Genomic DNA, 26,822 nt, shown 5'->3' on the forward strand with positions numbered 1-26,822 from the left:
CGCCCGGTTACATTCCGAACCCGGAAGCTAAGCCTTTCAGCGCCGATGGTACTGCAGGGGGGACCCTGTGGGAGAGTAGGACGCCGCCGAACAATCATTGTGGGAAAGCCCCGCACCTCATGGTGCGGGGCTTTTCTGCGTTCACGGCCGGATTCCCCTTCCGGGGGCGGATCGGGCCGGGGGCCGATGGGAGGTCGATGTTTCAGAGGCGGCCGGCCGCTTTCAGGGCGAGATAGGCGTCGGCCAGCGCGGGGGCCAGGGCGTCGGGAGAGGCGTCGACCACGGTGACGCCATGGCGGCGGAGCTGGTCCGCCGTGCGGGCGCGCTGGGACTGTGTCTGGGTGGCCGCGGCGGCTTCGTAGACCCCGTCGATCGTGCCGCGGGCGCCGGCCATGGCGGCGATTCGTGGATCGGCGACGGAGGCCACCAGGACCGTGTGGCGCTGAGTGAGCTGCGGCAGTACGGGGAGGAGGCCCTCCTCGATCGGGGCCGCGTCCAGGGCCGTCAGGAGGACGATCAGGGAACGGCGTGGGGCGCGGGACAGGGCCGTGGCGGCGAGACCGCGGGCGTCCGTCTCCACCAGCTCCGGTTCGAGCGTCGCGAGGGCGTTGACGACCGCGGGCAGGACGTCACGGGCGGAGCGGCCCTGGACCTGGGCGCGGAGGCTGCGGTCGTAGGCCACGAGGTCCACGCGGTCGCCGGCTCGGGAGGCGAGAGCCGTGAGGAGGAGAGCGGCGTCCATCGCGGCGTCCAGTCGGGGGACGTCGCCGACACGGCCGGCCGAGGTGCGGCCGGTGTCGAGGACGACGAGGATGTGGCGGTCGCGCTCGGGGCGCCAGGTGCGGACGGCCACCGCGGTCTGGCGTGCTGTGGCCCGCCAGTCGATCGAGCGGGTGTCGTCGCCCGGGACGTACTCGCGGAGGCTGTCGAACTCGGTGCCCTCGCCGCGGGTCAGCACGCTGGTGCGGCCGTCCAGCTCGCGGAGGCGGGCCAGGCGGGAAGGCAGGTGCTTGCGGCTGGTGAAGGGCGGCAGGACGCGGACGGTCCAGGGGACCTCGTGGTTGCCCTGGCGGGCGGCGAGGCCGAACGGGCCGTAGGAGCGGACGGTGATCCGCTCGGCCCGGCGGTCGCCGCGGCGTGTGGGGCGGAGCGTGGTGGTGAGGCGGCGGCGTTCGCCGGCGGGGACGGTGAGCTCGTGTCGGGACGCGGCCTGCTCGGTGCCGGGGAGCCAGGCGCTGGGCGGCCAGGCGTCGCGGAGCTGGGCCCGGAGGCGGCGGCGCGACGGGTTGGTGACCGTGAGCCGGACTTCCGCCGCGTCACCGAGTCGAACGGATGTGTCACCACTTCGGGTGAACCGGAGCGTTCTTACTGGCGCGGCCATCGCGTAGTCGCACAGAATTGCTAGCGAGAGGGGCGCGTTCACCGCGAGCATCCCCGCCCAGCTGGGGGCGAGGATGCCGACGGGGAGCGATCCGAGGGCCGCGATCAGCGCGGTTCGTCCGGTGAGGGCCATGGGGCGCCGTTCTCAGCGGGGGACGGGGACGTGGGCGAGGATCGAGTTGATGACGGAGTCACCGGTGACTCCCTCCATCTCGGCCTCGGGCCGCAGGTGGATGCGATGACGCAGGGTGGGGAGTGCGAGGGCCTTCACGTCGTCCGGGGTGACGTAGTCCCGGCCGGTGAGCCAGGCCCAGGCGCGGGCGGTGGAGAGCAGTGCGGTGGCGCCTCGGGGGGAGACCCCGAGCGTGAGCGAGGGGGATTCACGCGTGGCACGACAGATATCGACGACATAGCCGGCGATCTCGGGGGAGACCGCGACCTTGGCCACGGCGGCCCGGGCGGCTTCGAGTTCGGCGGGGCCCGCGACCGGGCGGACGCCGGCGGCGTTCAGGTCGCGGGGGTCGAAGCCCTCGGCGTGCCGGGTGAGGACCTGGATCTCGTCGGTGCGTGAGGGCAGCGGGACCGTCAGCTTCAGGAGGAAGCGGTCCAGTTGGGCCTCGGGGAGGGGGTAGGTGCCCTCGTACTCGACGGGGTTCTGGGTCGCGGCGACCAGGAAGGGCTCGGGGAGGAGGCGCGGGGTGCCGTCGACGGTGACCTGTCGCTCCTCCATCGCCTCCAGGAGCGAGGACTGGGTCTTCGGGGGCGTGCGGTTGATCTCGTCGGCGAGCAGCAGGTTGGTGAAGACCGGTCCGGGCTGGAAGGAGAACTCCGCGGTCCGGGCGTCGTAGACCAGGGAGCCGGTGACGTCGCTCGGCATGAGGTCGGGGGTGAACTGGACGCGCTTGGTGTCGAGTTCGAGTGCGGCGGCGAGCGAGCGGACCAGCAGCGTCTTGGCCACGCCGGGGACGCCTTCGAGGAGTACGTGTCCGCGGCAGAGCAGGGCGACGACGAGACCGGTGACGGCGGGGTCCTGGCCGACCACGGCCTTCGCGATCTCGGTGCGCAGGGCCTCCAGGGAGGCGCGGGCGCTGTCCGAGTCCGTAGCGGTCTCGGGGGTCGGGGCGCTCATGAGGTGCGTACCTCTCTTTCGAGGGCGTCGAGTTGGTCCGCCAGGCGGATGAGGGTGGCGTCGTCGGCGGGAGCCGGGCCGAAGAGGAGGGTGCGGGGGTCCGCGGTCGTCTCGGGGAGACGGGCGGAGAGCGCGGGGAGCAGGCGCTCGGGGGCGTGGGCGTCCTGGGCGGGGACGCCCAGGAGCGGGGCGATGCGGGTGCGGGTCGCCGTGCGGAGGACGGTGGCGGCGCGGTCGCGGGCGTCCGTCTTGCGGTAGAGGCGGGCGCGGCCCTCGGTGGTCTCGGAGGCGCGGACGGCGACGGGGAGTCGTTCGGTCACCAGCGGGCCGAGGCGGCGGGCTCGCCAGATGGCGGCGAGCAGGGCGGCGACGGCGAGTTGGAGCGTGCCCCACAGCCAGCCGGAGGGGATGAGCGCGAGGAAGTTGTCCGTGGTGGTGCCGGCGGGTTCGTCGGTGGTGGCCGAGGTGTCGGCGAGGGAGGGGAGGTACCAGACGAGATGGGGCCGGGAGCCGAGGAGTTGCAGGGCGAGCGAGGCGTTGCCCTGCTGGTCGAGACGGTTGTTGAAGAGGATGTCGGGCGAGCCGAGGAGGACGGTGTCGGCGGTGCCGGTGCTGTGGGGGAGGCGGACCAGGGTCGGGCTGCCGCCGGAGGGGTAGCAGGTGTCGGCCTCGGTGCCGGGGGCGACGACGTAGCGCTCGCCGCCGAGTTCGGCGCTGCCGGCGCTTGTGGCGGCGGCCAGGGTGCAGGCGGGGGCGCGGTTGGTCACGGGGGTGTCGGTGGTGCTGGTGACATCCGGGGCGAGTGTGGGGAGGGAGGCGCGGCCGGCGCCGACGAGGACGGTGCGGGCGGCCGACTCGGTCATCGTGGCGCGGAGTGCGGCCTGTTGAGTCTCGGTCAGCAGGTCGGGGGTGGTGACGAGGAGTGTGGTGCGGGTGTCCGTTGCCGCGGTCGCCTCGTCGAGCGTGGTGGCCGTGGTGACGGTGACGCCGCTTTCCCTGAGGAGTTCGGCGACGGCGCGGCTGCCGGTGGGGTCGGCGGAGCGGGGGTCGAGGGCGCCGTGGGTCTCGGTGGAGCGGACCGTCGCGAGGGCGATGCCGCCGATGAGGATCAGGGCGAGGACGAGGGCGGCGCCTCGGGCGCGGGTCCAGATCTGGCGGGCGGACAGGGCGGTCGAGGTGGACTCGGCGGCCGGTCGGGTCATGCGGGCGCCCCCGAGGGTGCGGTGTCGAGGGTCGGCTTGGCTCGCTCCAGGGCGGTGTCCAGTTCCTCGATGCGGCCGTACGCGGGTTCGTCGGCGGTGCGGCCGCCGTACGTCACGTCGTCGAAGGCGCGGGCGGCGAGGCGCAGGTCGTCCGCGTGGGTGGGGAGCGAGCGGCCGGCCTCGGCGGCGGCCTCGTCGGCGGTGCGGCCGGGGCGGGGGTCGAGCAGGGCGCGCTCCTCGAGGGAGCGGACGATGGCCCGCATGCGTTCCTGGACGGCCTGGTTCCAGTGGCCGGCGGTGGCGTGGCGGGCGGCGGCCGCGCGGTGTTCGGCGGCGGTGCGGGGGCCGTCGGCGAAGAGGGAGTCGCCGGCCGTGGCCGGTGAGCGGTGGGGGGTGCCGAGTCGCCACCACAGGGCGGCGACGAGGGCGATGACGACCAGGGCGACGGCGACGAGGCCCACGACGCCGCCCGGCGTGGCTCGGGCGGCCGAGCTGAAGAGCTCGTCCACCCATTCCCAGAAGCGGTCGAGTCCGCGCTGGAGGAGGTTGGGATCGTTCTGGTGGTACAGCGGATCGGACAGCTCCCGCTCCGCCGCCTCGCGGGCGGGGATGCGGGAGATGTCCACCGGTACGTCGCCGTCGGCGCGCTGGAGTGTGAGTGGTGCGGTCGTTCCCCCCGGGACCGTCACGGCATCAGCCCCCGACGGTCTCGTCGCCGGGAGTGGGGCCGTAGCCGGGGAGGCCGGCGGCTCGGGCCAGTTCGAGGTCCAGTGCTTCGCGTCGGATGCGCTGGTCCACGTAGAGGAGGACGGTGACGCCGGCCGAGATCGGGTAGGTGACCGCGCTGGTGAGGATGCCGCCGATGCCGGTGATGATCAGGAACGACCAGCCGAAGGTGGGGGCGGAGCCGGTGAGCAGTCCGGAGAAGCCTTCGCCGTCGACCGCGATGGCGACGATGGTGAACGGGATCGCGATGATCATGGCGAAGACGAAGATCAGCAGCTGGGTGAGGACGGTGATGCCGAAGATCCGCCACCACGAGCCCTGGACGAGCTTGGCGGAGCGCCTCAGCGACGTCATGACGCCCTGACGCTCCAGCATCAGGGCGGGGGAGGCGAGGCTGAAGCGGACCACCAGCCAGACCATCACCGCCGTGGCGCCGAGCCCGAGGAACAGGATCAGGGCCCCGCCCAGGGTGCCGCCGACCAGGAGGCCGGGCAGCAGGCCGACGAACAGGATGCCGGCGCTGAGGGCGGCCATGAGCAGGGTGAGTCCGATGAGCTGGAGCAGGCGCGGGCGGGCCTCGCGCCAGGCCTCGCCGAGCGAGACCGGGCGGCCCAGGACCGCGCGGCTGACCACGACGGTGAGCAGGGCGGCGCAGACGACGGAGGCCATCAGCGTGACCAGCAGGGCCGGGGCGAGGGCGATCATGGAGTTCTGGGCGGACTGGACCGACTGCTCCAGCTGCTCGGCGGGCGTCGCGTCCGGGCTGATCGCCGGTGTCTTCGGGACGAGGTACCGCTCGGCCAGGATGTTGGCGATCTGGGAGATCACCGCGACCGTGACCGAGAAGGACAGCACCGTGCGCCAGTAGGTGCGGAGGGTCTTCACCGAGCCGTCGAGGATCTCGCCCATGCCGAGGGGGCGCAGCGGGACGACGCCCGGCTTCGCGGCCGGCGGCTTGCCCCAGTTCGTGTTCGGGGGCGGAGGGCCCCAGTACGGGCCGGGGGCCGGGGGCGGGGTCTGGCCGGTGGGCGGGGTCCACCGGCCGGCGGGCGGCTGGTCCTTGGACCACTGAGGGGCGGAACCGTTCGCGTCGGCGGGGGTGGTGGGCCGGGGGATCCCGGAGCCGTCCTGGCCGTCGGAGGGCGCGGATCCGGGCGAGGTCCAGCCCGGAGTGTCGTTCACGGTTCGTCCACCTCGGTGAAATGGTCGCGGTGCCGGATCGGCGAACCGGCTCGGTCACGGCGGCCGACACCTGAGACGGCGGCGGGCCGGGTGCCATCGTGCCACGCGGGGCCCTTGCGTGGGCGGGAGCGGTCGCCTCGTTCGTACCTTTGTCCGGACCTTCTTTGTCCGGGCGACAGGCGGCACACTGTGCGAATGCCCGACCAGGACGCGCGATCCGTGCGGCGGCGGGCCGAGAGGAGCGCGATCCACGAGGTCGCGGCCCGGGCTGGGGGAGACGCTGTGGGACAGGTCACGGCAGGTAACGATTGGCTAATGGGATGATGTCGATATGAAGGGACGCGTTCTTGTCGTCGACGACGACACCGCACTGGCCGAGATGCTCGGGATTGTGCTGCGGGGTGAAGGGTTCGATCCGTCGTTCGTCGCGGACGGTGACAAGGCGCTCGCCGCTTTCCGCGAGGCCAAGCCGGACCTGGTGCTGCTTGACCTGATGCTGCCCGGACGGGACGGCATCGAGGTGTGCAGGCTCATCAGGGCCGAGTCCGGCGTGCCGATCGTCATGCTCACGGCCAAGAGCGACACGGTCGACGTGGTGGTGGGCCTGGAGTCCGGGGCTGACGACTACATCGTCAAGCCGTTCAAGCCGAAGGAGCTCGTCGCCCGTATCCGGGCGCGGCTGCGGAGGTCCGAGGAGCCCGCGCCGGAGCAGCTCACCATCGGTGACCTGGTCATCGACGTGGCGGGGCACTCCGTGAAGCGGGAGGGGCAGTCCATCGCCCTGACCCCGCTCGAGTTCGACCTGCTCGTCGCGCTGGCGCGCAAGCCGTGGCAGGTCTTCACCCGAGAGGTCCTGCTGGAGCAGGTCTGGGGATACCGGCACGCGGCCGACACCCGGCTGGTGAACGTGCACGTCCAGAGGCTGCGCTCGAAGGTCGAGAAGGACCCCGAGCGCCCGGAGATCGTGGTGACCGTCCGTGGCGTCGGTTACAAGGCGGGACCGAGCTGACATGACTACAGGCAGTACTGCTCCGAAGCCCGGGGACCCGGGAGACCGTGCGGGGCGGGCTGCCGGACCGGGGCGGGGGGGCCCGCGTTTCGGCCGCCTGCTGGGCGGGCGGCTCCTGAGCGACGGGGCACCGGGGGGACCGGTGTTCCGGCTCCTCGCCCGCTGGGTCCGCCGACCGCTGCTGCCCGCTGTGCGGCTGTGGCGGCGGAACATCCAGCTCAGGGTCGTCGCGGGCACCCTGCTCATGTCTCTCGGAGTGGTGCTGCTGCTCGGCCTCGTCGTCATCGGCCAGGTCCGTAACGGTCTGCTCGACGCCAAGGAGCGGGCCGCCCAGAGCCAGGCCGCCGGCGGGTTCTCCGCCGCGCAGGACCGGGCGGCGATCACCTCCTCGGCGCCCGGCCAGCAGGACGGCGGGCGGACCGGCGCGTCCGTGAACTGGCGCTCCACGCTCGTCGAGCAGCTCGCCAGTGGCGGCCAGAGCGCGTTCAACGTGGTCGCGCTCTCCCTCGACACCGGTGACACCGCGAGCCGTGGCGCGCGCGCCTCCGGCGAGGTCGACCCGGTGAAGAGCATCCCCGCCGACCTGCGGCTCAACGTCGCCCAGGGCGCGAACCCCTACCAGAAGTCGACCCGGATCTACTACACCAGCGGCGAACCGTCCGAACCCGGGCTGGTGATCGGCAAGCGGCTGAACGACGCCGACGGCACCCCGTACGAGCTGTACTACCTCTTCCCGCTGACGCAGGAGGAGGACTCGCTCACTCTCGTGAAGGGCACCCTCGCGACCGCCGGGCTGTTCGTCGTCGTGCTGCTCGGCGCCATCGCGTGGTTCGTGGTCCGGCAGGTCGTGACGCCCGTCCGGATGGCCGCCGGGATCGCCGAGCGGCTTTCGGCCGGCCGCCTCCAGGAACGGATGAAGGTCACCGGCGAGGACGACATCGCGCGCCTCGGCGAGGCCTTCAACAAGATGGCCCAGAGCCTCCAGCTCAAGATCCAGCAGCTGGAGGAGCTCTCGCGGATGCAGCGGCGGTTCGTCTCCGACGTCTCGCACGAGCTGCGCACCCCGCTGACCACGGTCCGGATGGCCGCCGACGTCATCCACGAGGCGCGCGTCGACTTCGACCCCGTCACCGGACGGGCCGCGGAACTCCTCGGCGACCAGCTCGACCGTTTCGAGTCGCTGCTCTCCGATCTTCTGGAGATCAGCCGCTTCGACGCGGGAGCGGCGGCCCTGGAGGCCGAGCCGATAGACCTGCGTCAGGTCGTGCGCCGGGTCATCGGCGGCGCCGAACCCCTCGCCGAGCGCAAGGGCACCCGGATGGTCGTCCTCGGCGACGAGCAGCCCGTGGTGGCCGAGGCGGATGCCCGCCGGGTCGAGCGGGTGCTGCGCAACCTCGTCGTCAACGCCGTCGAGCACGGTGAGGGTCGGGACGTGGTGGTGAAGCTCGCCGCCGCCGGCGGTGCCGTCGCCGTCGCCGTCCGCGACTACGGCGTCGGACTCAAGCCGGGCGAGGCGACCCGGGTGTTCAACCGCTTCTGGCGCGCCGACCCGGCCCGCGCGCGCACCACCGGCGGTACGGGCCTCGGCCTGTCGATCGCCGTGGAGGACGCCCGGCTGCACGGTGGCTGGCTGCAGGCCTGGGGCGAGCCCGGCGGAGGTTCGCAGTTCCGGCTGACCCTGCCGAGGACCGCGGACGAGCCGCTGCGGGGCTCTCCGATCCCGCTGGAGCCCGAGGACTCGCGACGCAACCGCGAGCAGGCCGCCGCCGGGCGCGTGGAGGAGAGCAAGCGCCGCGTGGCGCTGCCGGCGCAGCCCGCCGGGGACCGGGCCGCGCTCCCCGTACCACCGAGGCTGCCCGCGCCGCCGAGGGCGACCGTCGATCCGACGGCCCTGCCCGGCAGTGGGGCACGGGTGGTGCCGAGAGCGGCGACGGACAGCGACGGCGCCACGGCGGGCGCGGGGACGGCCGGGGGAACCGGGAACGTGGAGCGGGAGGACGGGACACGTGGGCGCTGACTCCCGACAGGGACGCGCGGGGCGGGGCGGAAGCAGGAGGGCGGTGATACTGGCCGCGTGCGGCGGGCTCGTCCTCACCGGGTGCGCGACGATGCCCGACAGCGGAGACGTACAGCTCGTGAAGGGGGCGAACCTCGGCGACTCGCAGGTGCGGGTCTACGCCGTCGCCCCCCGGGAGAACGCCGACCCGGACGAGATCGTCGACGGCTTCCTGGAGGCCATGACGAGCGACGACCCCGGGTTCGCCACCGCGCGCAAGTACCTGACGAAGCAGGCCTCGCGGACCTGGAAGCCGGAGCAGGGCATCACGGTGCTCACCACCGCGCCCGACCGCGAACAGGCCGACCGCAACGCCGATCCGGACAACCAGGGCCGTGCCTACCCGCTCTCCGGCCGCAAGATCGCGAGGGTGGACGCCCGGCACGGCTATCTGCCGAACAGCCCCGTCAAGTACCTCCAGTCGATCCACGTCGTGCAGCAGCCCTCCGCGGACGGCAAGGGCAAGGAGTGGCGGATCGACAGCCTGCCGTCCGGCCTGCTGCTCGGCGAGGCCGACTTCCTGCGCAACTACCGGTCGGTCAACAAGTACTACTTCGCCTCCGGGGAGGACTGGGTCGTGGCCGACCCGGTCTACATCCGGCAGCGGCAGGATCCGGTCACCCGGATGGACCCGGTCACGCAGACCGTCAAGGCGCTGCTCGAAGGGCCGACGAACTGGCTCAAGACGGCCGTCGACTCGCAGTTCCCCTCCGGTACGGATCTGAAGGCCGGCGTCACCTCGCTGGCCCCGGACGACCAGTCCACGCTGAAGGTGCCGCTCAACGCCAAGGCCGAGCGGGTGGGCGCCGAGGCGTGCAGGCGGATGGCGGCGCAGCTGCTCTTCACACTGGGCGACCTGACCTCCGTCCGCGTCGAGCAGGTCGAGCTCCTGAAGCCGGGCGGGGACTCGCTGTGCCGGCTGGGCAAGGGGCAGGCGGCGGAGTTCGCTGCGGTGCGCAACACCGCACCGCAGGAGAACCCGTACTTCCTCGACGAGCACGGCAAGCTGAAGACGCTGGCGGTCCAGGCCAAGGAGACCGACGAGCCGGACCCCGTGCCGGGGCCGTTCGGCAGCGGCACGACCCCGCTGACCTCGGTCGCCGTGGACCGCGGCGAGACCCGGGCCGCCGGGGTCGGTTCGGGCGGACGCGATCTGTTCGTCTCCTCGATCACCACGGAGCAGGATCCGCTGCCAGCGGTGCTGTCGAGCAGGGCGGCGCGCCCCGCGGACCGGCTCTCCGCGCCGAGCTGGGACGGCCGGGGCGACCTCTGGGTCGCCGACCGCAACCCCGCCGACGCGCACCTGTGGATGGTGCCGGGCGGCTCCGGTGAACCCGTGGAGGTCAGGACGCCCTGGCTGCAGACCGGCACCCGCGTGGAGGCCCTGCGGGTCTCGGCGGACGGTGTGCGGATCGCCCTGCTGGTCAAGCAGGGGGAGCGCACCACGCTGCAGATCGGTCGGATCGAGCGGGAGAAGTCGGGGGCGGTGTCCGTCGGCGGCCTCCAGCCCGCCGCGCCGCGCATGGAGTCCGTCACGTCCGTCTCCTGGGCCGGACCGAGCCGCCTGGTCGTCGTCGGCAAGGAGGCGGGCGGTGTCCAGCAGATCCGCTATCTCCAGACGGACGGCTCGACCTCGGCGAGCTCGGTGCTCCCTGGCCTGAACGGGGTGGCGTCGGTCGCCGCGCCGAACGGCGACGGGGCGCCCGTGGTGGCGAACTCCCGGAGCGACGGCATCGTCCGGCTGGCGCCGGGCACGAACTGGCAGCCGGTGGTCGAGGCGGGCGCTTCGCCCGTCTACCCCGGCTAGGGCGTGTTGCGAAAGTCCCGCCTGCCCGACGGCGCCTGGCACGCACGCTCGCCGCGTTGTCGGGATCACCCCGATGCATCCAGTATCGGGGCGACCCTCCGCCTTGCGATCGCACGCACCAGACGCCGTCCGGCCCGCCCTTCGGGCGGTCGGCGCTACTTTCGCAACACGCCCTAGGGCGTCCTACCGGGGCCAGGGCGGCTCTTTCCGGATCCTTCCGGGCCCGCGGCGTCCGGTACGCGCGCTCGGGAGCGGCAGGGCCCGCCGGGGCGACCTGACGGACTCGGGGTGCCCGCCCCCGGTCCGGCCGGGCTTGCGGCGCGGGGGTCGGGTCCGGCCCGGTGGCATGCGTCAGCGAGCGGGGTGCCGGGCCGCCGGGAGCAGGCTGTCAGGCCGCCGGGAGCCGCATCCGGGCGGTTTTCCACAGGGGTGGTCCGCGGCGGCGGGAGCACGCACAGTGGAGTCATGCGGGGGTGGTGGCGGGAGATCGCCGGGCTGGTGCTGCCGGTGGCCTGCGGGGGCTGCGGCAGGCCGCGCACCGTCTTGTGCCCGGACTGCGCCGAGGCGCTGACCGGCCCCGGACCGCGCAGGGTGCGGCCCGCGCCCGAGCCCGCGGGGCTGCCGGCGGTCCATGCCGCCGCGCCCTACGCCGAGTCCGTACGGGAACTCCTCCTCGCCCACAAGGAGCGCGGGGCGCTGGCGCTCGCCGGGCCCCTCGGCGACGCGCTCGCGGCCGCCGTCACGGCCGCTGCCGGGCCTGTGACGGGCCCCGGCTCCCCACCCCTGCTCCTCGTACCGGTGCCGTCCTCGCGGCGCTCCGTGCGGGCGCGTGGCCACGATCCGACGCGACGGATCGCGCTGGCCGCGGCAGCCCGGCTGCGGCGCGCGGGACGGGCCGCGCGGGTCGTGCCCGTACTGCGCCAGCGGCGGTACGTGGCGGACCAGGCGGGACTCGGTGCGCGCGGGCGGCTGACGAACCTCGCGGGAGCGCTGGAGGTCGTACCGGGCGGCGCACGACTGCTCGGGGCCGGAAGGGTGGTTCTCGTGGACGATCTGATGACCACGGGCGCTTCGCTCGCGGAGGCGGCGCGCGCACTCGGAGCCGTTCACCGGTCGTTCATTCCTGGATTACCGCGAGCATTGCCGGAAAGATCGCAGGACAGTTCCGCGCAGCACGGATTCGAACAGCGGCAGGCGGCTGTGGTCGCATCCTCTCCCGGTTCGTTCGAAATAAACCGGAACTCGCCAGGAACTTGGATCGTTGCAGGTGGTGAGAGGTGAGAGCACCCGATCGGAGGTATGTCGCGGTAGCGGGTGCCGACACCCGTCCGAAGGGGCTATGTTCGGTTGTGAGGAATGGCGAATGCCACTGCCTCGCCGAATACATGGTTGCGCCTACAGGACAGGAGTTCAGGGCGAATTAACCTCGTGTCGATGGGGTGGGGATCTTGTCGACTGGGGAGGAGGAGGTGAAAGTCGCCGAGTCCGAGCTCCGGTAACCACCGGAGTCTGGTGCAAAGGGAGATGCCCTGCGGCCAAGGAGCCGATCAGGGCGATCCGGGAACGGAGTTCTGCGTGGACATCGTCGTCAAGGGCCGCAAGACCGAGGTGCCCGAGCGGTTCCGCAAGCACGTGGCCGAGAAGCTGAAGCTGGAGAAGATCCAGAAGCTCGACGGCAAGGTGATCAGCCTCGACGTCGAGGTGTCCAAGGAGCACAACCCGCGGCAGGCCGACCGGTCCGACCGCGTGGAGATCACCCTCCACTCCCGAGGCCCGGTGATCCGGGCCGAAGCTGCGGCAGGCGACCCGTACGCAGCCCTCGACCTCGCCAGCGACAAGCTGGAGGCCCGGCTGCGGAAGCAGCACGACAAGCGATACACCCGCCGTGGCAACGGCAGGCTGTCGGCAGCGGAGGTCGGGGACGTGGTGCCCGGCGCCGCCCAGCTCAACGGAAACGGGCAGCTGGTCGCCGACGAGTCCGAAAAGGTGCCCACCACGATGATGGGCTCGATCGAGGTCCAGGGCGAAGGCCCGCTGGTGGTGCGTGAGAAGACCCACCGGGCCGCCCCCATGACGCTCGACCAGGCGCTCTACGAGATGGAGCTGGTCGGCCACGACTTCTATCTGTTCGTCGACTCGGACAACAAGCAGCCGAGCGTCGTCTACCGGCGACACGCGTACGACTACGGCGTGATCCACCTGGAGAGCGACCCGCTCGCCGAAGGTGGCGGCGCCGGCGGTGCGCTGGGCGGCTGACGGCCCGCCACCGCACCAAATCACCCACACCTCAGGTGTCCCTCACGGTGCCCCTGGAGCGCGGTTCGCGCCCCCAGGGGCACCCCCGTGCGCCCATGGGTAACCCCACGCGCGGCCGGGGCATGAAATCATGTCGTGCACGCCAACCGGTGCTCGTCGAGCAGCGGTTGGAGGACCGGAAACGAATTCAGGCCACGGCCTTCAGGGGGAGGAACGATGGCGGACAGCTTCGGACCGGTGCTCAGGGGGCGTGAGCCCTTCGGGGCAGTCACTCCGGAGTGCGCGCCGGACGGATCGGATTCGGACGGCGCCGAGTGCCGCAAGGAGCCCATCCGGGTCCTTGTCGTGGACGATCACGCCCTTTTCCGCCGGGGGCTGGAGATCGTCCTCGCGCAGGAGGAGGACATCCAGGTCGTCGGCGAGGCCGGAGACGGGGCCGAGGCGGTCGACAAGGCGGCCGATCTCCTGCCGGACATCGTCCTGATGGACGTGCGGATGCCCCGCCGCGGCGGCATCGAGGCGTGCACCTCCATCAAGGAGGTGGCCCCCAGCGCGAAGATCATCATGCTGACGATCAGCGACGAGGAGGCCGACCTCTACGAGGCGATCAAGGCCGGGGCCACCGGCTACCTCCTCAAGGAGATCTCCACCGACGAGGTCGCCACGGCGATCCGCGCGGTCGCCGACGGGCAGTCGCAGATCAGCCCGTCGATGGCGTCCAAGCTCCTCACCGAGTTCAAGTCGATGATCCAGCGCACCGACGAGCGCCGGCTCGTGCCCGCGCCCCGGTTGACGGACCGTGAGCTGGAGGTCCTCAAGCTCGTCGCGACCGGCATGAACAACCGGGACATCGCCAAGGAGCTCTTCATCTCCGAGAACACGGTGAAGAACCACGTGCGGAACATCCTGGAGAAGCTCCAGCTCCACTCCCGCATGGAGGCCGTGGTCTACGCGATGCGGGAGAAGATCCTGGAGATCCGCTGAACCCTGCCCTGCGCCCGCGAGGGCGGTCGGGTCAGTCGGGTCAGTCGGGTCAGTCCAGGGCTCGCACCAGCTCCGGGGCCAGCTCCGGGTGGTTCATGCGCTCCGGGACCACCGAGACCGCGTCGCAGCCGACCCACTCGGCCGCCTCGCGCAGCGCCCGCGCCACCGCAGGCACGGCCTTGGGGCCGTCCAGCGTGACCTGCCGGGCGACCAGCGTGCGGCCCTCACGCGCCGGGTCCACCCGGCCGACCAGACGACCGCCGGCCAGCACCGGCATCGCGAAGTAGCCGTACACCCGCTTCGGCTTCGGCACGTACGCCTCCAGGCGGTGCGTGAAACCGAAGATCCGCTCCGTACGCGCCCGCTCCCAGATCAGCGAGTCGAAGGGCGAGAGCAGCGTCGTCCGGTGCCGGCCGCGCGGCTCGGAGGCCAGCGCCGCCGGGTCCGCCCAGGCGGGCTTCCCCCAGCCCGCCACCGTGACCGGCACGAGCCCCGAGGCCTCGACCACCGCGTCGAACTGCTCGCCCTTGAGGCGGTGGTAGTCGGCGATGTCCGCGCGGGTGCCGACGCCCAGCGCCTCGCCCGCCTGCCGCACCAGCCGCCGCACGCACTCGGTGTCGTCGAGCTGGTCGTGGAGCAGCTCCTTCGGGACCGCCCGCTCCGCCAGGTCGTAGACCCGCTTCCAGCCGCGCCGCTCGGTCACCACGACCTCGCCGTGCATCAGCGCCCGCTCGACGGCGATCTTCCCGTCGGACCAGTCCCACCACTCGCCCTTGTTCTTCGCGCCGCCCAGCTCCGTCGCCGTCTGCGGGCCCTCGGCCCGCAGCTGGTCGATCACCTTGTCGTACGCACCGGCCGACAGCTCGTGGTGCCAGTGCGGTCGGTCACGGTAGGCGCGGCGGCGGAAGGCGAAGTGGGGCCACTCCTCGATCGGCAGCACGCAGGCGGCGTGCGACCAGTACTCGAAGGCGTGAGCCTCGGTCCAGTAGGCGTCCTCGACCGTCGTGCGACCCACGGCGCCCAGGCGCGCGTACGGGATGAGCTCGTGCGAGCGGGCCAGGACGGAGATCGTGTCGAGCTGGACCTGACCGAGGGCGCGCAGCACGCCACGGACCCCGGACCTGCGGTCGGGAGCCCCCAGGAACCCCTGGGCGCGCAGGGCGATCCGGCGGGCTTCGTCGGCGGACAGTTCGGCGGCGGGGCGCGGCGCAGTCGTCATGGAACGCACCCTAGGGCCCGGCACCGACAGTCAGGCCTGCGCGGGCCGATCGCGGGCCGGGAGGTACGGCAAGGGGCTCGGCAGGCCGAAGTCCGAGGGGAGCAGGGCGCCGACCCAGCAGTCGCGGAGCGTGCCCTTGTTGACGAGGCCGGCGCGCTGGACGCCCTCCAGGGCGAAGCCGACGCGCTCGGCGACCGCGCGCGAGCCGGTGTTGCCGAGCTCGGCCCGCCACAGGAGCCGGGTGCAGCCCAGGCCCGTGAACGCCCAGTGGGCCAGGGCCCGGACGGTCTCGGTCATGTATCCGAGGCCCCGGTGCTCCCGCCGGGTCCAGTAGCCGACCTCCCAGACTCCGGAGCCGCGACTGGTCAGCGAGACCGCGCAGAGCAGTGGGCCGCCGGCCACCGGCTCGACCGCGAACGTGTAGTCCGAGTCCTCGCGCCAGCCGTCGGGCACGAGCCGGTTCAGGAAGAAGTCGGCGTCCTGCCGGGTGTAGGGGTCCGGGACCACGGTCCAGCGCCGGATGTCCGGGTCCTGACAGATTTCGTACACCGTGTCGAGGTCCTCGGGAACGAAGTTCCGCAGCCGCAGCCGCTCGGTGGTGAGGATGATCGGATCCATGCAGGGATTGTCGTGAGCCGCCCGACGGGAAGCGAACACTTTTCGGGTGGGGCGGCACCTTCCGCCCACCTCGTGCGTTGTCTCTGAGGGTGGCCTTGCGGCTCGGGCACTGCGGGCCTCCCTTCGCGAGGGCGGTCTCGCTTACGATGGCCGTTGCGGTGGGGACCACCTGCCGTGCCCGCGCTCGCGTCGATCACAAGACCCAGTGCCAGGCCCGACCGGCAAGGAGACCAGCCTCAGTGTCCGTCTTCAACAAGCTCATGCGTGCAGGCGAAGGCAAGATCCTGCGCAAACTGCACCGCATCGCGGACCAGGTCAACTCCATCGAAGAGGACTTCGTCAACCTCTCCGACGCCGAGTTGCGGGCGCTCACCGATGAGTACAAGCAGCGGTACGCCGACGGTGAGAGCCTCGACGACCTCATGCCCGAGGCCTTCGCGACGGTTCGCGAGGCCGCCAAGCGCGTCCTCGGACAGCGCCACTACGACGTCCAGCTCATGGGCGGCGCCGCGCTCCACCTCGGCTACGTCGCCGAGATGAAGACCGGTGAGGGCAAGACCCTCGTCGGCACCCTCCCGGCGTACCTCAACGCGCTGTCCGGCAAGGGCGTCCACCTGATCACGGTGAACGACTACCTGGCCGAGCGCGACTCCGAGCTCATGGGCCGCGTCCACCGCTTCCTGGGCCTCAAGGTCGGCTGCATCCTCGCCAACATGACCCCGGCCCAGCGCCGTGAGCAGTACGGCTGCGACATCACGTACGGCACGAACAACGAGTTCGGCTTCGACTACCTCCGCGACAACATGGCGTGGTCCCAGGACGAGCTCGTCCAGCGCGGCCACAACTTCGCCTGTGTCGACGAGGTCGACTCGATCCTCGTCGACGAGGCCCGTACGCCGCTGATCATCTCCGGCCCGGCCGACCAGGCCACCAAGTGGTACGGCGACTTCGCCAAGCTGGTCACCCGCCTCGGCAAGGGCGAGCCCGGCAACCCGCTCAAGGGCATCGAGGAGACCGGCGACTACGAGGTCGACGAGAAGAAGCGCACCGTCGCCATCCACGAGGCGGGCGTCGCCAAGGTCGAGGACTGGCTGGGCATCGACAACCTCTACGAGTCGGTGAACACCCCGCTCGTCGGGTACCTGAACAACGCCATCAAGGCGAAGGAACTGTTCAAGAAGGACAAGGACTACGTCGTCATGGACGGCGAAGTCATGATCGTCGACGAGCACACCGGCCGAATCCTCGCCGGCCGCCGCTACAACGAGGGCATGCACCAGGCCATCGAGGCGAAGGAAGGGGTGGCGATCAAGGACGAGAACCAGACCCTCGCCACGATCACCCTGCAGAACTTCTTCCTCCTGTACTCGAAGCTCTCCGGCATGACCGGTACGGCCATGACCGAGGCCGCCGAGTTCCACCAGATCTACAAGCTGGGCGTCGTCCCGATCCCCACGAACAGGCCGATGATCCGCAAGGACCAGTCCGACCTGATCTACCGGACCGAGGTCGCCAAGTTCGCCGCCGTCGTCGACGACATCGCGGAGAAGCACGAGAAGGGTCAGCCGATCCTCGTCGGCACGACCTCCGTCGAGAAGTCCGAGTACCTCTCGCAGCAGCTCTCCAAGCGCGGTGTGGCGCACGAGGTCCTCAACGCCAAGCACCACGACCGCGAGGCCAGCATCGTCGCCCAGGCCGGCCGCCGCGGCGCCGTCACCGTCGCCACGAACATGGCCGGTCGCGGTACCGACATCAAGCTCGGCGGCAACCCGGACGACCTCGCCGAGGCCGAGCTGCGCCAGGCCGGTCTCGACCCGGTCGACCACGTCGAGGAGTGGGCCGCGGCCCTCCCGGGCGCCCTGGAGCGCGCCGGCAAGGCCGTGAAGGCGGAGTTCGAGGAGGTCAAGGAGCTCGGCGGCCTGTACGTCCTGGGCACCGAGCGCCACGAGTCGCGCCGTATCGACAACCAGCTCCGCGGTCGTTCCGGCCGTCAGGGCGACCCCGGCGAGTCCCGCTTCTACCTGTCGCTCGGCGACGACCTGATGCGTCTGTTCAAGGCGCAGATGGTCGAGCGCGTGATGGCCATGGCCAACGTGCCGGACGACGTGCCGATCGAGAACAAGATGGTCACCCGCGCCATCGCCTCCGCGCAGTCGCAGGTCGAGACGCAGAACTTCGAGACGCGTAAGAACGTCCTGAAGTACGACGACGTCCTCAACCGGCAGCGCCAGGTCATCTACGGCGAGCGCCGCCGCGTCCTGGAGGGCGAGGACCTGCACGAGCAGATCCAGCACTTCATGGACGACACGATCGACGACTACATCCGCCAGGAGACCGCCGAGGGCTTCGCGGAGGAGTGGGACCTCGACCGTCTGTGGAACGCGTTCAAGCAGCTCTACCCGGTGAAGGTCACCGTCGACGAGCTGGAGGACGCGGCCGGGGACCGGGCCGGCATCACCGCCGAGTTCATCGCCCAGTCGGTCAAGGACGACATCCACGAGCAGTACGACGCGCGCGAGAAGCAGCTCGGCTCGGAGATCATGCGTGAGCTGGAGCGCCGCGTGGTCCTGTCGGTCCTGGACCGCAAGTGGCGCGAGCACCTCTACGAGATGGACTACCTCCAGGAGGGCATCGGCCTGCGCGCAATGGCGCAGAAGGACCCGCTGGTCGAGTACCAGCGCGAGGGCTTCGACATGTTCACCGCCATGATGGAGGGCATCAAGGAGGAGTCCGTCGGCTACCTGTTCAACCTGGAGGTCCAGGTCGAGCAGCAGGTCGAGGAGGTCCCGGTGCAGGCGACCGCTCCGTCGCTGGACAAGACGGACGCCGTGCCCGCGGGGAACGGCCGTCCGGAGATCCGCGCCAAGGGGCTCGACGCGCCGCAGCGGCCGGACCGGCTGCACTTCTCCGCGCCGACCGTCGACGGCGACGGCGGGGTCGTCGAGGGCGACTTCGAGTCCGGTGACGACTCCGGCGACGGGATGACGCGGGCGGAGCGCCGCAAGGCGCAGAAGAACGCGAGCGGTGGGCGTCGTCGTAAGAAGTGACGCGCCGTGGCCGCCGGGACGCTGTGACCGTGGTGACACGGAGAGCGTTCTGAGGCAGTGAGCGGAGGGGCCGGTACCTGTGGGTGCCGGCCCCTTCGTCATGGGTGCCGGGCGGCGACGCCGAGCCCGTCGAGCTCGACGGCGGCGCAGCGCCAGCGCTGGTCGGCGCCGAGCTCCAGGCGGAACGCCATGGCCCGGACGCGCCGGCCGGTCGCGATGCTCGCGAAGGCCTCCATGGCCGTGCGGTGCGGGTCCAGCTGCACGGAGCAGCGGCGCAGGACCGGGCGGGGGCCGAGCGACCGCAGGGGCGTCGCCGGGGCGAGGTGGACGAGCTGCTCGTACGCCTCGCCGACGGTGTGGCCGAGCATCCAGTGGACCGGCCGCTCCCCGCTGAGCACGGCGAGCAGGCGCTCCGCGAAGACGGTGTGCGGGGGGAGCGTGCGGGGCGGGGTCGCGGTGCGGGGGTGGGTGCCCGCGCCGCCGCGGGGCCGGGTGCCCGCGGGGCCGCCGGGGGCCGTGCGGGGGCGGGGGGTGCGCGGGCGGGTGGTGGCCGTGTAGCTGTCCATGGTGAGCCCCTGTCGCTGCGTAACCGGGTGGTACCGGTCAGTAACTTTCGTTGGGGATCTTGTACGGGTGGGTCCCGGGCCCCCGCAAGGAGTCCCGGGGCACGCGGGAGCCCCCGGGCGGGATCACCTATCAGGGTGACGCCGGGGGAAAAGTGGCTCTTCAGGGCCTTGGGAGGGCTGGTCGGCGGTGGACGGGCGGCGCCTGCGGCCCGCCGCCCCGAAGGGGGACTCCGCACGTATCCTGAGGGCCTCTCCGTCTACGAAAGCGGCCAGCCATGCGCGTGTACGTCCCTCTGACCCTTCCCGGTCTCGCACAGGTGCACAAGGCCGGCGAGCTGGGTCCCGGACCGTTCGTCGCGTACGCCGTGACGCCCGCGCTGCGCGAGTGGTACGTCTCCGAGGACGTCGAGGAGCTGGAGTACGCGGCCCTCGGCCGGGCCGCCGAGGCGTCCCTGCGGCTCATCGCGGGCTTCGCCGGGGCGCCCAGGTGCCGGGTCGTCCTCGCGGTCGACGTGGCCGACAAGGACGTGGCCGACGCCGGTGCCGACGCTTCCGTCGGCGAGGTCCGGGTCGCGGGGCCGGTTCCGCTGGCCAAGGCGGGGGCGGTGCACGCCGACGCGGGCGACGCGGTGGCGGACGTCACGGCGGCGGCGGGCGCGCTGGAGGCGGCGGACCGGGGCGACGGCAAGGCCCAGTCCGTGGTGGACGGGGCCGAGGACCACGAGCTGCTGTGGTTCGGGGTGCAGGAGATTCCCGAGCTGCTGCGGCGGTAGCCGCAGCGGGGCCCGGGCGGGGTTCGTTGTCGGAGGGGGCCGGTACCGTTTCCGCATGGGGAAGCACGACGGCTTGCGCGGCAAGCATCTGGTCTGGGACTGGAACGGGACACTGCTCGACGACATCGGCGCGGTGATCGGGGCGACGAACGCCGCCTTCGCCGAGCTCGGGCTCGAAACGATCACTCTGGAGCAGTACCGGGAGCTGTACACGGTGCCGGTGCCGAAGTTCTACGAGCGGCTCATGGGACGGCTGCCGACCGATGCGGAGTGGACCGTCATGGACGGGGCCTTCCACCGGCACTACTGGGCGCGGGCCGAGGGCTGCGGGCTGACCGCCGGCGCGGCGGAGCTGCTCGCCGCGCGACAGGAGTCCGGGCTCACGCAGTCGCTGCTGTCGCTCGCGCCGCACGCCGAGCTGATACCCCTGGTGCGGCGGCACGGGATCGCCGAGCGGTTCGTGCGGATGGACGGGCGCGTCGACGCGTCGACGGACGGGAAGTCCGGGCACATGGTGCGGCACCTGGCGGCGCTCGCCCTCGCGGCGGACCGGGTGGTCGTGATCGGCGACGCGGCGGACGACGCGGTGGCGGCGGCGCACGTGGGCGCGAAGGCGGTGCTCTACACCGGTGGCTCGCACAGCCGGGCTTCGCTGGAGCGGGTCGGGGTACCGGTGGTGGACTCGCTGGCGGAGGCGGTCGCCGTGGCGGAGGAGCTGGTCTAGGGCGTGTTGCGAAAGTAGCGCGGGCAGGCGGGACTTTCGCAACACGCCCTAGGGGCACCTGATGCCCTGCGGGGCCGGGGTCCGGGCGCCGTGCCCGCGACCCCGGTGTCCGCCGGGTGTCAGGACTTCGCTCGGAGGACCTTCAGGAATTCGCGCATCCAGGTGGGGTGGTCCGGCCAGGCTCGGGAGGAGACCAGGAGGCCGTCGACCACCGCCGCCGTGTCCTGGAAGGTGGCTCCGGCCGCCTGCATGTCGAGTTCCAGGGCCGGGTACGCCGTGACCCTGCGGCCCTCCAGGCCGCCGACCGCCGCCGTCAGGAGCGGGCCGTGGCAGATCTGGGCCACGGGCTTGTCCGCGTCGAAGAAGGACTTGAGGATCTTGCGGAGCTCCGGGTCGTTGCGCAGGTACTCCGGCGCCCGGCCGCCCGGGATCACCACCGCCACGTACGCTCCGGGGTCGACCTCCGAGAAGGCCAGATCCGCGGGCCAGGTGTAGCCGGGCTTCTCCGTGTACGTGTCGTAACCCGGCTCGAAGTCGTGGACGACGAAGCGGAGCTGCTTGCGGGCGGGGGCGGCGATGTCGACCTCGTACCCCTCCTCGAGGAGCCGCTGGTAGGGGTACATCACCTCCAGCGACTCCGCAGCGTCCCCGGTCACGATCAGGATCTTCGCCATGGCTCTCCCAGGTCACAGATGGTCGGTCTGTCGTGCTGTGTCCATGCTTGCGTACACGCTGCCCCCGGCGGGCCGGTTTGCCAAGAGGACACGTGTCGCTGTCCATATCGTCAAACTTGGCCCGCTCTTTTGTACGCATACGGCTCATGACGGTTCGGGGTGCGAGAGCGATAGGCTTTTGCCGTGATCAGCGCGATACGCCGTGGGGGCAGCGAAGCCCCCGGCTGCCGCCCGGCCCGTGACAGTGGCCGGGCCGACGGCGCGTTCGCCGATCCTCTCCGTCCGGGCGTGCCGCGTTCCGTGGCCGATAACGACCCGGGCATCTCTCATCCGGGCATAACGTCGTCTTCGATCGGTACCACCGCGTCGTGGCGTTGTGCCCTTTCTTCCACCGACGTCACGCAACGGCGCGCGACAGGAGTCAGAGGACATGCAGACCAAGCTGGACGAAGCCAAGGCCGAGCTGCTCGAAAGGGCCTCTCGGGTAGCTGAGCACAGCCCGGTCGGGGGGCGACTTCCGACGGGCCCGGGGGGTGCCGGTGAGCAGCCGGACCGGGACACGGTGCTCGAGTACCTCCAGCGCTACTACCTGCACACCGCGCCGGAGGACCTCGGCGACCGGGACCCGGTCGACGTGTTCGGCGCCGCGCTCTCTCACTACCGGCTCGCGGAGAACCGCCCGCAGGGCACCGCGAACGTGCGCGTCCACACCCCGACGCAGGAGGAGAACGGCTGGACCAGCAGCCACTCCGTCGTCGAGGTCGTCACCGACGACATGCCGTTCCTCGTCGACTCCGTCACCAACGAGCTCTCCCGCCAGGGCCGCGGCATCCACGTCGTGATCCACCCGCAGGTCCTCGTCCGCCGTGACGTCACCGGAAAGCTCATCGAGGTCCTGGCCGCCCAGATCGAGGGCGAGCTGCCGCACGACGCGCTCACCGAGTCCTGGATCCACGTCGAGATCGACCGCGAGACCGACCGCGCCGACCTCAAGCAGATCACCGCGGACCTGCTCCGCGTCCTGTCCGACGTCCGCGAGACGGTCGAGGACTGGGACAAGATGCGCGACGCCGCGCTGCGGATCGCCGACGGCCTTCCGGACGAGCCCACCGCCTCCGACCTGCGCCCCACCGAGGTGGACGAGGCCCGCGAGCTGCTGCGCTGGCTCGCCGACGACCACTTCACCTTCCTCGGCTACCGCGAGTACGAGCTCGTCAACGGCGACGCCCTGTCCGCCGTGCCGGGCACCGGCCTCGGCATCCTGCGCTCCGACCCGCAGCACTCCGGCGACGACGAGGGCCACCACGCCCACCCGGTCTCGCCCTCCTTCAGCCGGCTGCCCGCCGACGCCCGCGCCAAGGCGCGCGAGCACAAGCTGCTGATCCTGACGAAGGCCAACAGCCGGGCGACCGTGCACCGCCCCTCGTACCTCGACTACGTCGGCGTGAAGAAGTTCGACGCGGACGGCAACGTCATCGGCGAGCGCCGCTTCCTCGGCCTGTTCTCGTCCGCCGCGTACACCGAGTCCGTCCGCCGCGTCCCCGTCGTCAAGCGCAAGGTCCAGGAGGTCCTCGCGGGCGCCGGCTTCTCGCCGAACAGCCACGACGGCCGCGACCTGCTCCAGATCCTGGAGACGTACCCGCGCGACGAGCTCTTCCAGACCCCGGCCGACCAGCTCCAGTCCGTCGTCACCAGCGTCCTGTACCTGCAGGAGCGGCGCCGGCTGCGGCTCTACCTGCGCCAGGACGAGTACGGCCGCTACTACTCGGCCCTCGTCTACCTGCCGCGCGACCGCTACACGACCCGCGTCCGGCTGCGGATCATCGACATCCTGAAGGAGGAGCTCGACGGCACCAGCGTCGACTTCACCGCCTGGAACACCGAGTCGATCCTCTCCCGGCTGCACTTCGTCGTCCGCGTGGAGCCCGGCACCGAGCTGGCGAAGCTCACCGACGCCGACGTCGACCGCATCGAGTCCCGGCTCGTCGAGGCCGCCCGCTCCTGGTCCGACGGCTTCGGCGAGGCCCTCAACGCCGAGTTCGGCGAGGAGCGCGCCGCCGAGCTGCTCCGCCGCTACGCCAACGCCTTCTCCGAGGGCTACAAGGCCGACCACTCCCCGCGCGCCGCCGTCGCCGACCTGGTGCGCATGGAGGCCCTCACCGCCAGCGGCAAGGACTTCGCGCTCTCCCTCTACGAGCCGGTCGCCGCAGGCCCCGGCGAGCGCCGCTTCAAGATCTACAAGACCGGCGACCCGATCTCCCTCTCCGCCGTCCTGCCGGTCCTCAACCGGCTCGGCGTCGAGGTCACCGACGAGCGCCCGTACGAGCTGCGCTGCGCCGACCGCACCCGCGCCTGGGTCTACGACTTCGGTCTGCGGATGCCCGTCACGACCGGCAACGGCGGCGAGTACCTCGGCGACGACGCCCGCGAGCGCTTCCAGGAGGCCTTCGCCGCCACCTGGACGGGCGAGGCCGAGAACGACAACTTCAACTCCCTCGTCCTCTCCGCCGGGCTCAACTGGCGCGAGGCCATGGTGCTGCGCGCCTACGCCAAGTACCTGCGCCAGGCCGGTGCCACGTTCAGCCAGGACTACATGGAGGACACCCTCCGCAACAACGTCCACACCACCCGGCTGCTCGTGAACCTCTTCGAGGCCCGGATGGCCCCGGAGCGCCAGCGCGCCGGCACCGAGCTGATCGACGCGCTCCTGGAGGAGCTGGACGCCGCCCTCGACCAGGTCGCGAGCCTGGACGAGGACCGGATCCTGCGCTCCTTCCTCACCGTCATCAAGGCCACGCTGCGGACCAACTTCTTCCAGTCGGCCGACGGCGCCCCGCACTCCTACGTGTCGATGAAGTTCGACCCGCAGGCCATCCCCGACCTGCCGGCCCCGCGCCCCGCCTTCGAGATCTGGGTGTACTCGCCCCGCGTCGAGGGCGTCCACCTGCGCTTCGGCAAGGTCGCCCGAGGCGGTCTGCGCTGGTCCGACCGCCGTGAGGACTTCCGTACGGAGATCCTCGGCCTGGTCAAGGCGCAGATGGTGAAGAACACCGTCATCGTGCCCGTCGGAGCCAAGGGCGGCTTCGTCGCCAAGCAGCTCCCGGACCCGTCCGTGGACCGCGACGCCTGGCTCGCCGAGGGCATCGAGAGCTACAAGACCTTCATCTCGGCGCTGCTCGACATCACCGACAACCTGGTCGCGGGCGAGGTCGTGCCGCCGGCCGACGTCGTCCGCCACGACGAGGACGACACCTACCTCGTCGTCGCCGCCGACAAGGGCACCGCGACCTTCTCCGACATCGCCAACGGGGTCGCGGAGTCGTACGGCTTCTGGCTCGGCGACGCCTTCGCCTCCGGCGGCTCCGCCGGCTACGACCACAAGGGCATGGGCATCACCGCCCGCGGTGCCTGGGAGTCCGTCAAGCGCCACTTCCGCGAGCTGGGCCACGACACCCAGACCGAGGACTTCACGGTCGTCGGCGTCGGCGACATGTCCGGCGACGTCTTCGGCAACGGCATGCTGCTCAGCGAGCACATCCGGCTGGTCGCCGCGTTCGACCACCGGCACATCTTCATCGACCCGAACCCGGACGCGGCCGTCTCGTACGCCGAGCGCCGCCGCCTCTTCGACCTGCCCCGCTCGTCCTGGGCCGACTACGACACCTCGCTGCTCTCCGCCGGTGGCGGCATCCACCCCCGCAGCGCCAAGTCCATCCCGATCAACGCGCAGGTCAGGGCCGCCCTCGGCATCGAGGACGGCGTCACCAAGATGACCCCGGCCGAGCTGATGAAGGCCGTGCTCCACGCGCCGGTCGACCTGCTGTGGAACGGCGGCATCGGCACGTACGTCAAGTCCTCGGCCGAGTCCAACGCCGACGTCGGCGACAAGGCCAACGACGCCATCCGCGTCGACGGCCAGGACGTCCGCGCCAAGGTCATCGGCGAGGGCGGCAACCTCGGCGCGACCCAGCTGGGCCGCATCGAGTTCGCCCGCACCGGCGGCCCCGAGGGCATCGGCGGCAAGGTCAACACCGACGCCATCGACAACAGCGCCGGCGTCGACACCTCCGACCACGAGGTCAACATCAAGATCCTGCTCAACGGGCTCGTCGCCGAGGGCGACATGACCGTCAAGCAGCGCAACAAGATCCTCGCGGAGATGACGGACGAGGTCGGCAAGCTCGTCCTGCGCAACAACTACGCGCAGAACACGGCCCTCGCCAACGCCGTCACCCAGTCGCCCTCGCTGCTCCACGCCCACCAGCGCTTCATGCGCCGCCTGGGCCGCGACGGCAGCCTCTCCCGGGAGCTGGAGTTCCTGCCCAACGACCGGCAGATCCGCGAGCTGCTCAACAACAGCCGCGGTCTGAGCCAGCCGGAGCTCGCCGTCCTCCTCGCGTACACCAAGATCACGGTGGCCGACGAGCTGATCGGTACGGAGCTGCCGGACGACCCGTACCTGCGCGGGCTGCTCCACGCGTACTTCCCGACGCTGCTGCGCGAGAAGTTCACCGAGGCCGTCGACAACCACGCCCTGCGCCGCGAGATCATCACCACGGTCCTGGTCAACGACACCGTCAACACCGGTGGCTCGACCTTCCTGCACCGCCTCCGCGAGGAGACCGGCGCGTCGATCGAGGAGATCGTCCGCGCGCAGACCTCGGCCCGGGTCGTCTTCCGCCTCGGTCAGGTCTGGGACGCCGTCGAGGCCCTGGACAACCAGGTGCCCGCCGAGGTCCAGACCCGAATGCGGCTGCACTCCCGCCGGCTCGTCGAGCGCGGCACCCGCTGGCTGCTCAACAACCGGCCGCAGCCGCTGCAGATCGGCGAGACCATCGAGTTCTTCGCCGACCGGGTGGAGGAGGTCTGGGGCCGCCTGCCCGAGCTGCTGCGCGGCGCGGACCTGGAGTGGTACCAGTCGATCGTGGCCGAGCTGACCGAGGTCGGCGTGCCGGAGGAGCTCGCGCTGCGGGTCGCCGGCTTCTCGTCCGCGTTCCCGATCCTCGACATCGTCGCGATCGCGGACCGGACGGGCAAGGAGCCGCTCGCGGTGGCCGAGGTCTACTACGACCTGGCCGACCGGCTGCGGATCACCGACCTCATGGACCGGATCATCGAGCTGCCGCGCAGCGACCGCTGGCAGTCGATGGCCCGTGCCTCGATCCGCGAGGACCTCTTCGCGGCGCACGCGGCGCTCACCGCCGACGTGCTGGCGGCCGGCAACGGCACGTCGAGCCCGGAGGACCGGTTCAAGGCCTGGGAGGAGAAGAACGCGGCGATCCTGGGCCGCGCGCGGACGACCTTGGAGGAGATCCAGGGTTCGGACACCTTCGACCTGGCGAACCTGTCGGTGGCCATGCGGACGATGCGCACGCTGCTGCGTTCGCACAGCTAGTCGGCTAGTCGGCTAGTCGGCGAGTCAGCTGGTAGTTCGGTAGAGAAGGGCCCCGCCGGTTTTCGGCGGGGCCCT

General features: G+C 71.6%; 19 protein-coding genes and 1 rRNA gene. 11 read left to right on the top strand and 9 right to left on the bottom strand.

Features of this window, described 5'->3' with window-relative positions; translation table 11 throughout:
- A 5S ribosomal RNA gene (gene rrf, locus ACF08F_RS34965) occupies nucleotides 1–92 on the top strand; the annotation flags it as partial.
- Nucleotides 93–202: 110 nt separating this feature from the next.
- Here rrf and ACF08F_RS34970 read toward each other — a convergent pair.
- The 5 genes from ACF08F_RS34970 to ACF08F_RS34990 are packed head-to-tail and all read right to left on the bottom strand — an operon-like array spanning nucleotide 203 to nucleotide 5,619.
- On the bottom strand, nucleotides 203–1,513 hold the full coding sequence (locus ACF08F_RS34970) for a DUF58 domain-containing protein (RefSeq protein WP_392302576.1): 1,311 nt from the start codon (nucleotides 1,511–1,513) through the stop codon (nucleotides 203–205).
- A 12-nt stretch (nucleotides 1,514–1,525) separates the two neighbouring features.
- The gene (locus ACF08F_RS34975) at nucleotides 1,526–2,509 is read right to left on the bottom strand and encodes an AAA family ATPase (protein ID WP_392302577.1); all 984 of its coding nucleotides are present in this window, start codon (nucleotides 2,507–2,509) and stop codon (nucleotides 1,526–1,528) included.
- Nucleotides 2,506–3,711 (bottom strand): DUF4350 domain-containing protein, encoded by a 1,206-nt coding sequence (locus ACF08F_RS34980; protein ID WP_392302578.1) that lies wholly within the window; start codon nucleotides 3,709–3,711, stop codon nucleotides 2,506–2,508. The genes ACF08F_RS34975 and ACF08F_RS34980 overlap by 4 nt, the downstream gene beginning before the upstream one ends.
- Nucleotides 3,708–4,400 carry a DUF4129 domain-containing protein gene (locus tag ACF08F_RS34985; protein WP_392302579.1) on the bottom strand — a complete coding sequence of 231 codons (693 nt, stop codon included), beginning with the start codon at nucleotides 4,398–4,400 and terminating at the stop codon, nucleotides 3,708–3,710. The genes ACF08F_RS34980 and ACF08F_RS34985 overlap by 4 nt, the downstream gene beginning before the upstream one ends.
- 4 nt (nucleotides 4,401–4,404) lie before the next feature.
- Entirely contained in the window at nucleotides 4,405–5,619 is a 1,215-nt protein-coding gene (locus ACF08F_RS34990; protein ID WP_392302580.1) for a hypothetical protein, read from the bottom strand.
- A 331-nt stretch (nucleotides 5,620–5,950) separates the two neighbouring features.
- On the opposite strand from ACF08F_RS34990, the gene mtrA reads away from it, so the two are divergent.
- The 6 genes from mtrA to ACF08F_RS35020 all read left to right on the top strand — a co-directional run bounded on the left by mtrA (nucleotide 5,951) and on the right by ACF08F_RS35020 (nucleotide 13,731).
- A complete protein-coding gene (gene mtrA / locus ACF08F_RS34995) occupies nucleotides 5,951–6,628 on the top strand; it encodes a two-component system response regulator MtrA (RefSeq protein ID WP_024758631.1) in 678 nt (225 codons plus the stop codon).
- 1 nt (nucleotide 6,629) lies between these two features.
- Entirely contained in the window at nucleotides 6,630–8,645 is a 2,016-nt protein-coding gene (gene mtrB / locus ACF08F_RS35000) for an MtrAB system histidine kinase MtrB (protein WP_392302581.1), read from the top strand.
- The gene (locus ACF08F_RS35005; RefSeq protein ID WP_392302582.1) at nucleotides 8,635–10,491 is read left to right on the top strand and encodes an LpqB family beta-propeller domain-containing protein; all 1,857 of its coding nucleotides are present in this window, start codon (nucleotides 8,635–8,637) and stop codon (nucleotides 10,489–10,491) included. Before mtrB ends, ACF08F_RS35005 begins: the two co-directional genes overlap by 11 nt.
- Nucleotides 10,492–10,956: 465 nt before the next feature.
- Nucleotides 10,957–11,772: a ComF family protein gene (locus ACF08F_RS35010; protein ID WP_392302583.1), complete on the top strand. Its 816-nt coding sequence runs from the start codon at nucleotides 10,957–10,959 to the stop codon at nucleotides 11,770–11,772.
- Nucleotides 11,773–12,066: 294 nt separating this feature from the next.
- On the top strand, nucleotides 12,067–12,747 hold the full coding sequence (gene hpf / locus ACF08F_RS35015) for a ribosome hibernation-promoting factor, HPF/YfiA family (protein ID WP_392302584.1): 681 nt from the start codon (nucleotides 12,067–12,069) through the stop codon (nucleotides 12,745–12,747).
- 216 nt (nucleotides 12,748–12,963) lie between these two features.
- Entirely contained in the window at nucleotides 12,964–13,731 is a 768-nt protein-coding gene (locus ACF08F_RS35020; RefSeq protein WP_392302585.1) for a response regulator, read from the top strand.
- Between the two features lie 49 nt (nucleotides 13,732–13,780).
- Here the strand turns inward: ACF08F_RS35020 and ACF08F_RS35025 are convergent, their stop codons facing one another.
- A complete protein-coding gene (locus tag ACF08F_RS35025; protein ID WP_392302586.1) occupies nucleotides 13,781–14,950 on the bottom strand; it encodes a winged helix-turn-helix domain-containing protein in 1,170 nt (389 codons plus the stop codon).
- 30 nt (nucleotides 14,951–14,980) lie between these two features.
- The gene (locus ACF08F_RS35030; protein WP_392302587.1) at nucleotides 14,981–15,568 is read right to left on the bottom strand and encodes a GNAT family N-acetyltransferase; all 588 of its coding nucleotides are present in this window, start codon (nucleotides 15,566–15,568) and stop codon (nucleotides 14,981–14,983) included.
- A gap of 239 nt (nucleotides 15,569–15,807) precedes the next feature.
- Between ACF08F_RS35030 and secA the strand changes: the two genes are divergently transcribed.
- Nucleotides 15,808–18,615, top strand: coding sequence for a preprotein translocase subunit SecA (secA, locus tag ACF08F_RS35035; protein WP_392302588.1), 2,808 nt, complete (start codon nucleotides 15,808–15,810; stop codon nucleotides 18,613–18,615).
- 98 nt (nucleotides 18,616–18,713) lie between these two features.
- On the opposite strand, the gene ACF08F_RS35040 is transcribed toward secA, so the two are convergent.
- Nucleotides 18,714–19,181 (bottom strand): Rv3235 family protein, encoded by a 468-nt coding sequence (locus ACF08F_RS35040; protein WP_392302589.1) that lies wholly within the window; start codon nucleotides 19,179–19,181, stop codon nucleotides 18,714–18,716.
- 275 nt (nucleotides 19,182–19,456) lie between these two features.
- On the opposite strand from ACF08F_RS35040, the gene ACF08F_RS35045 reads away from it, so the two are divergent.
- Complete coding sequence (locus tag ACF08F_RS35045) at nucleotides 19,457–19,954, top strand: DUF6912 family protein (RefSeq protein WP_392302590.1); 498 nt, start codon at nucleotides 19,457–19,459, stop codon at nucleotides 19,952–19,954.
- 55 nt (nucleotides 19,955–20,009) lie between these two features.
- Nucleotides 20,010–20,678: an HAD family hydrolase gene (locus ACF08F_RS35050; RefSeq protein WP_392302591.1), complete on the top strand. Its 669-nt coding sequence runs from the start codon at nucleotides 20,010–20,012 to the stop codon at nucleotides 20,676–20,678.
- A 119-nt stretch (nucleotides 20,679–20,797) separates the two neighbouring features.
- Here the strand turns inward: ACF08F_RS35050 and ACF08F_RS35055 are convergent, their stop codons facing one another.
- Entirely contained in the window at nucleotides 20,798–21,352 is a 555-nt protein-coding gene (locus ACF08F_RS35055) for a DJ-1/PfpI family protein (protein ID WP_392302592.1), read from the bottom strand.
- Nucleotides 21,353–21,782: 430 nt separating this feature from the next.
- Here ACF08F_RS35055 and ACF08F_RS35060 point away from each other — a divergent pair, with 430 nt between their 5' ends.
- A complete protein-coding gene (locus tag ACF08F_RS35060; protein ID WP_392302593.1) occupies nucleotides 21,783–26,747 on the top strand; it encodes an NAD-glutamate dehydrogenase in 4,965 nt (1,654 codons plus the stop codon).
- Nucleotides 26,748–26,822: the final 75 nt, after the last annotated feature.

Source organism: Streptomyces sp. NPDC015130 (genome assembly GCF_043080005.1).
GTDB lineage: Bacteria > Actinomycetota > Actinomycetes > Streptomycetales > Streptomycetaceae > Streptomyces.

Bases quoted from the DNA above. Each gene is read 5' to 3' on its own strand.
- ACF08F_RS34970 (WP_392302576.1), bottom strand. From the start codon at position 1,513: ATGGCCCTCACCGGACGAACCGCGCTGATCGCGGCCCTCGGATCGCTC.
- ACF08F_RS35025 (WP_392302586.1), bottom strand. From the start codon at position 14,950: ATGACGACTGCGCCGCGCCCCGCCGCCGAACTGTCCGCCGACGAAGCC.
- mtrB (WP_392302581.1), top strand. From the start codon at position 6,630: ATGACTACAGGCAGTACTGCTCCGAAGCCCGGGGACCCGGGAGACCGT.
- ACF08F_RS35050 (WP_392302591.1), top strand. From the start codon at position 20,010: ATGGGGAAGCACGACGGCTTGCGCGGCAAGCATCTGGTCTGGGACTGG.
- ACF08F_RS35020 (WP_392302585.1), top strand. From the start codon at position 12,964: ATGGCGGACAGCTTCGGACCGGTGCTCAGGGGGCGTGAGCCCTTCGGG.
- ACF08F_RS35010 (WP_392302583.1), top strand. From the start codon at position 10,957: ATGCGGGGGTGGTGGCGGGAGATCGCCGGGCTGGTGCTGCCGGTGGCC.
- ACF08F_RS35055 (WP_392302592.1), bottom strand. From the start codon at position 21,352: ATGGCGAAGATCCTGATCGTGACCGGGGACGCTGCGGAGTCGCTGGAG.
- ACF08F_RS35045 (WP_392302590.1), top strand. From the start codon at position 19,457: ATGCGCGTGTACGTCCCTCTGACCCTTCCCGGTCTCGCACAGGTGCAC.
- ACF08F_RS34980 (WP_392302578.1), bottom strand. From the start codon at position 3,711: ATGACCCGACCGGCCGCCGAGTCCACCTCGACCGCCCTGTCCGCCCGC.
- ACF08F_RS34975 (WP_392302577.1), bottom strand. From the start codon at position 2,509: ATGAGCGCCCCGACCCCCGAGACCGCTACGGACTCGGACAGCGCCCGC.
- ACF08F_RS35040 (WP_392302589.1), bottom strand. From the start codon at position 19,181: ATGGACAGCTACACGGCCACCACCCGCCCGCGCACCCCCCGCCCCCGC.
- ACF08F_RS35060 (WP_392302593.1), top strand. From the start codon at position 21,783: ATGCAGACCAAGCTGGACGAAGCCAAGGCCGAGCTGCTCGAAAGGGCC.
- ACF08F_RS35030 (WP_392302587.1), bottom strand. From the start codon at position 15,568: ATGGATCCGATCATCCTCACCACCGAGCGGCTGCGGCTGCGGAACTTC.
- mtrA (WP_024758631.1), top strand. From the start codon at position 5,951: ATGAAGGGACGCGTTCTTGTCGTCGACGACGACACCGCACTGGCCGAG.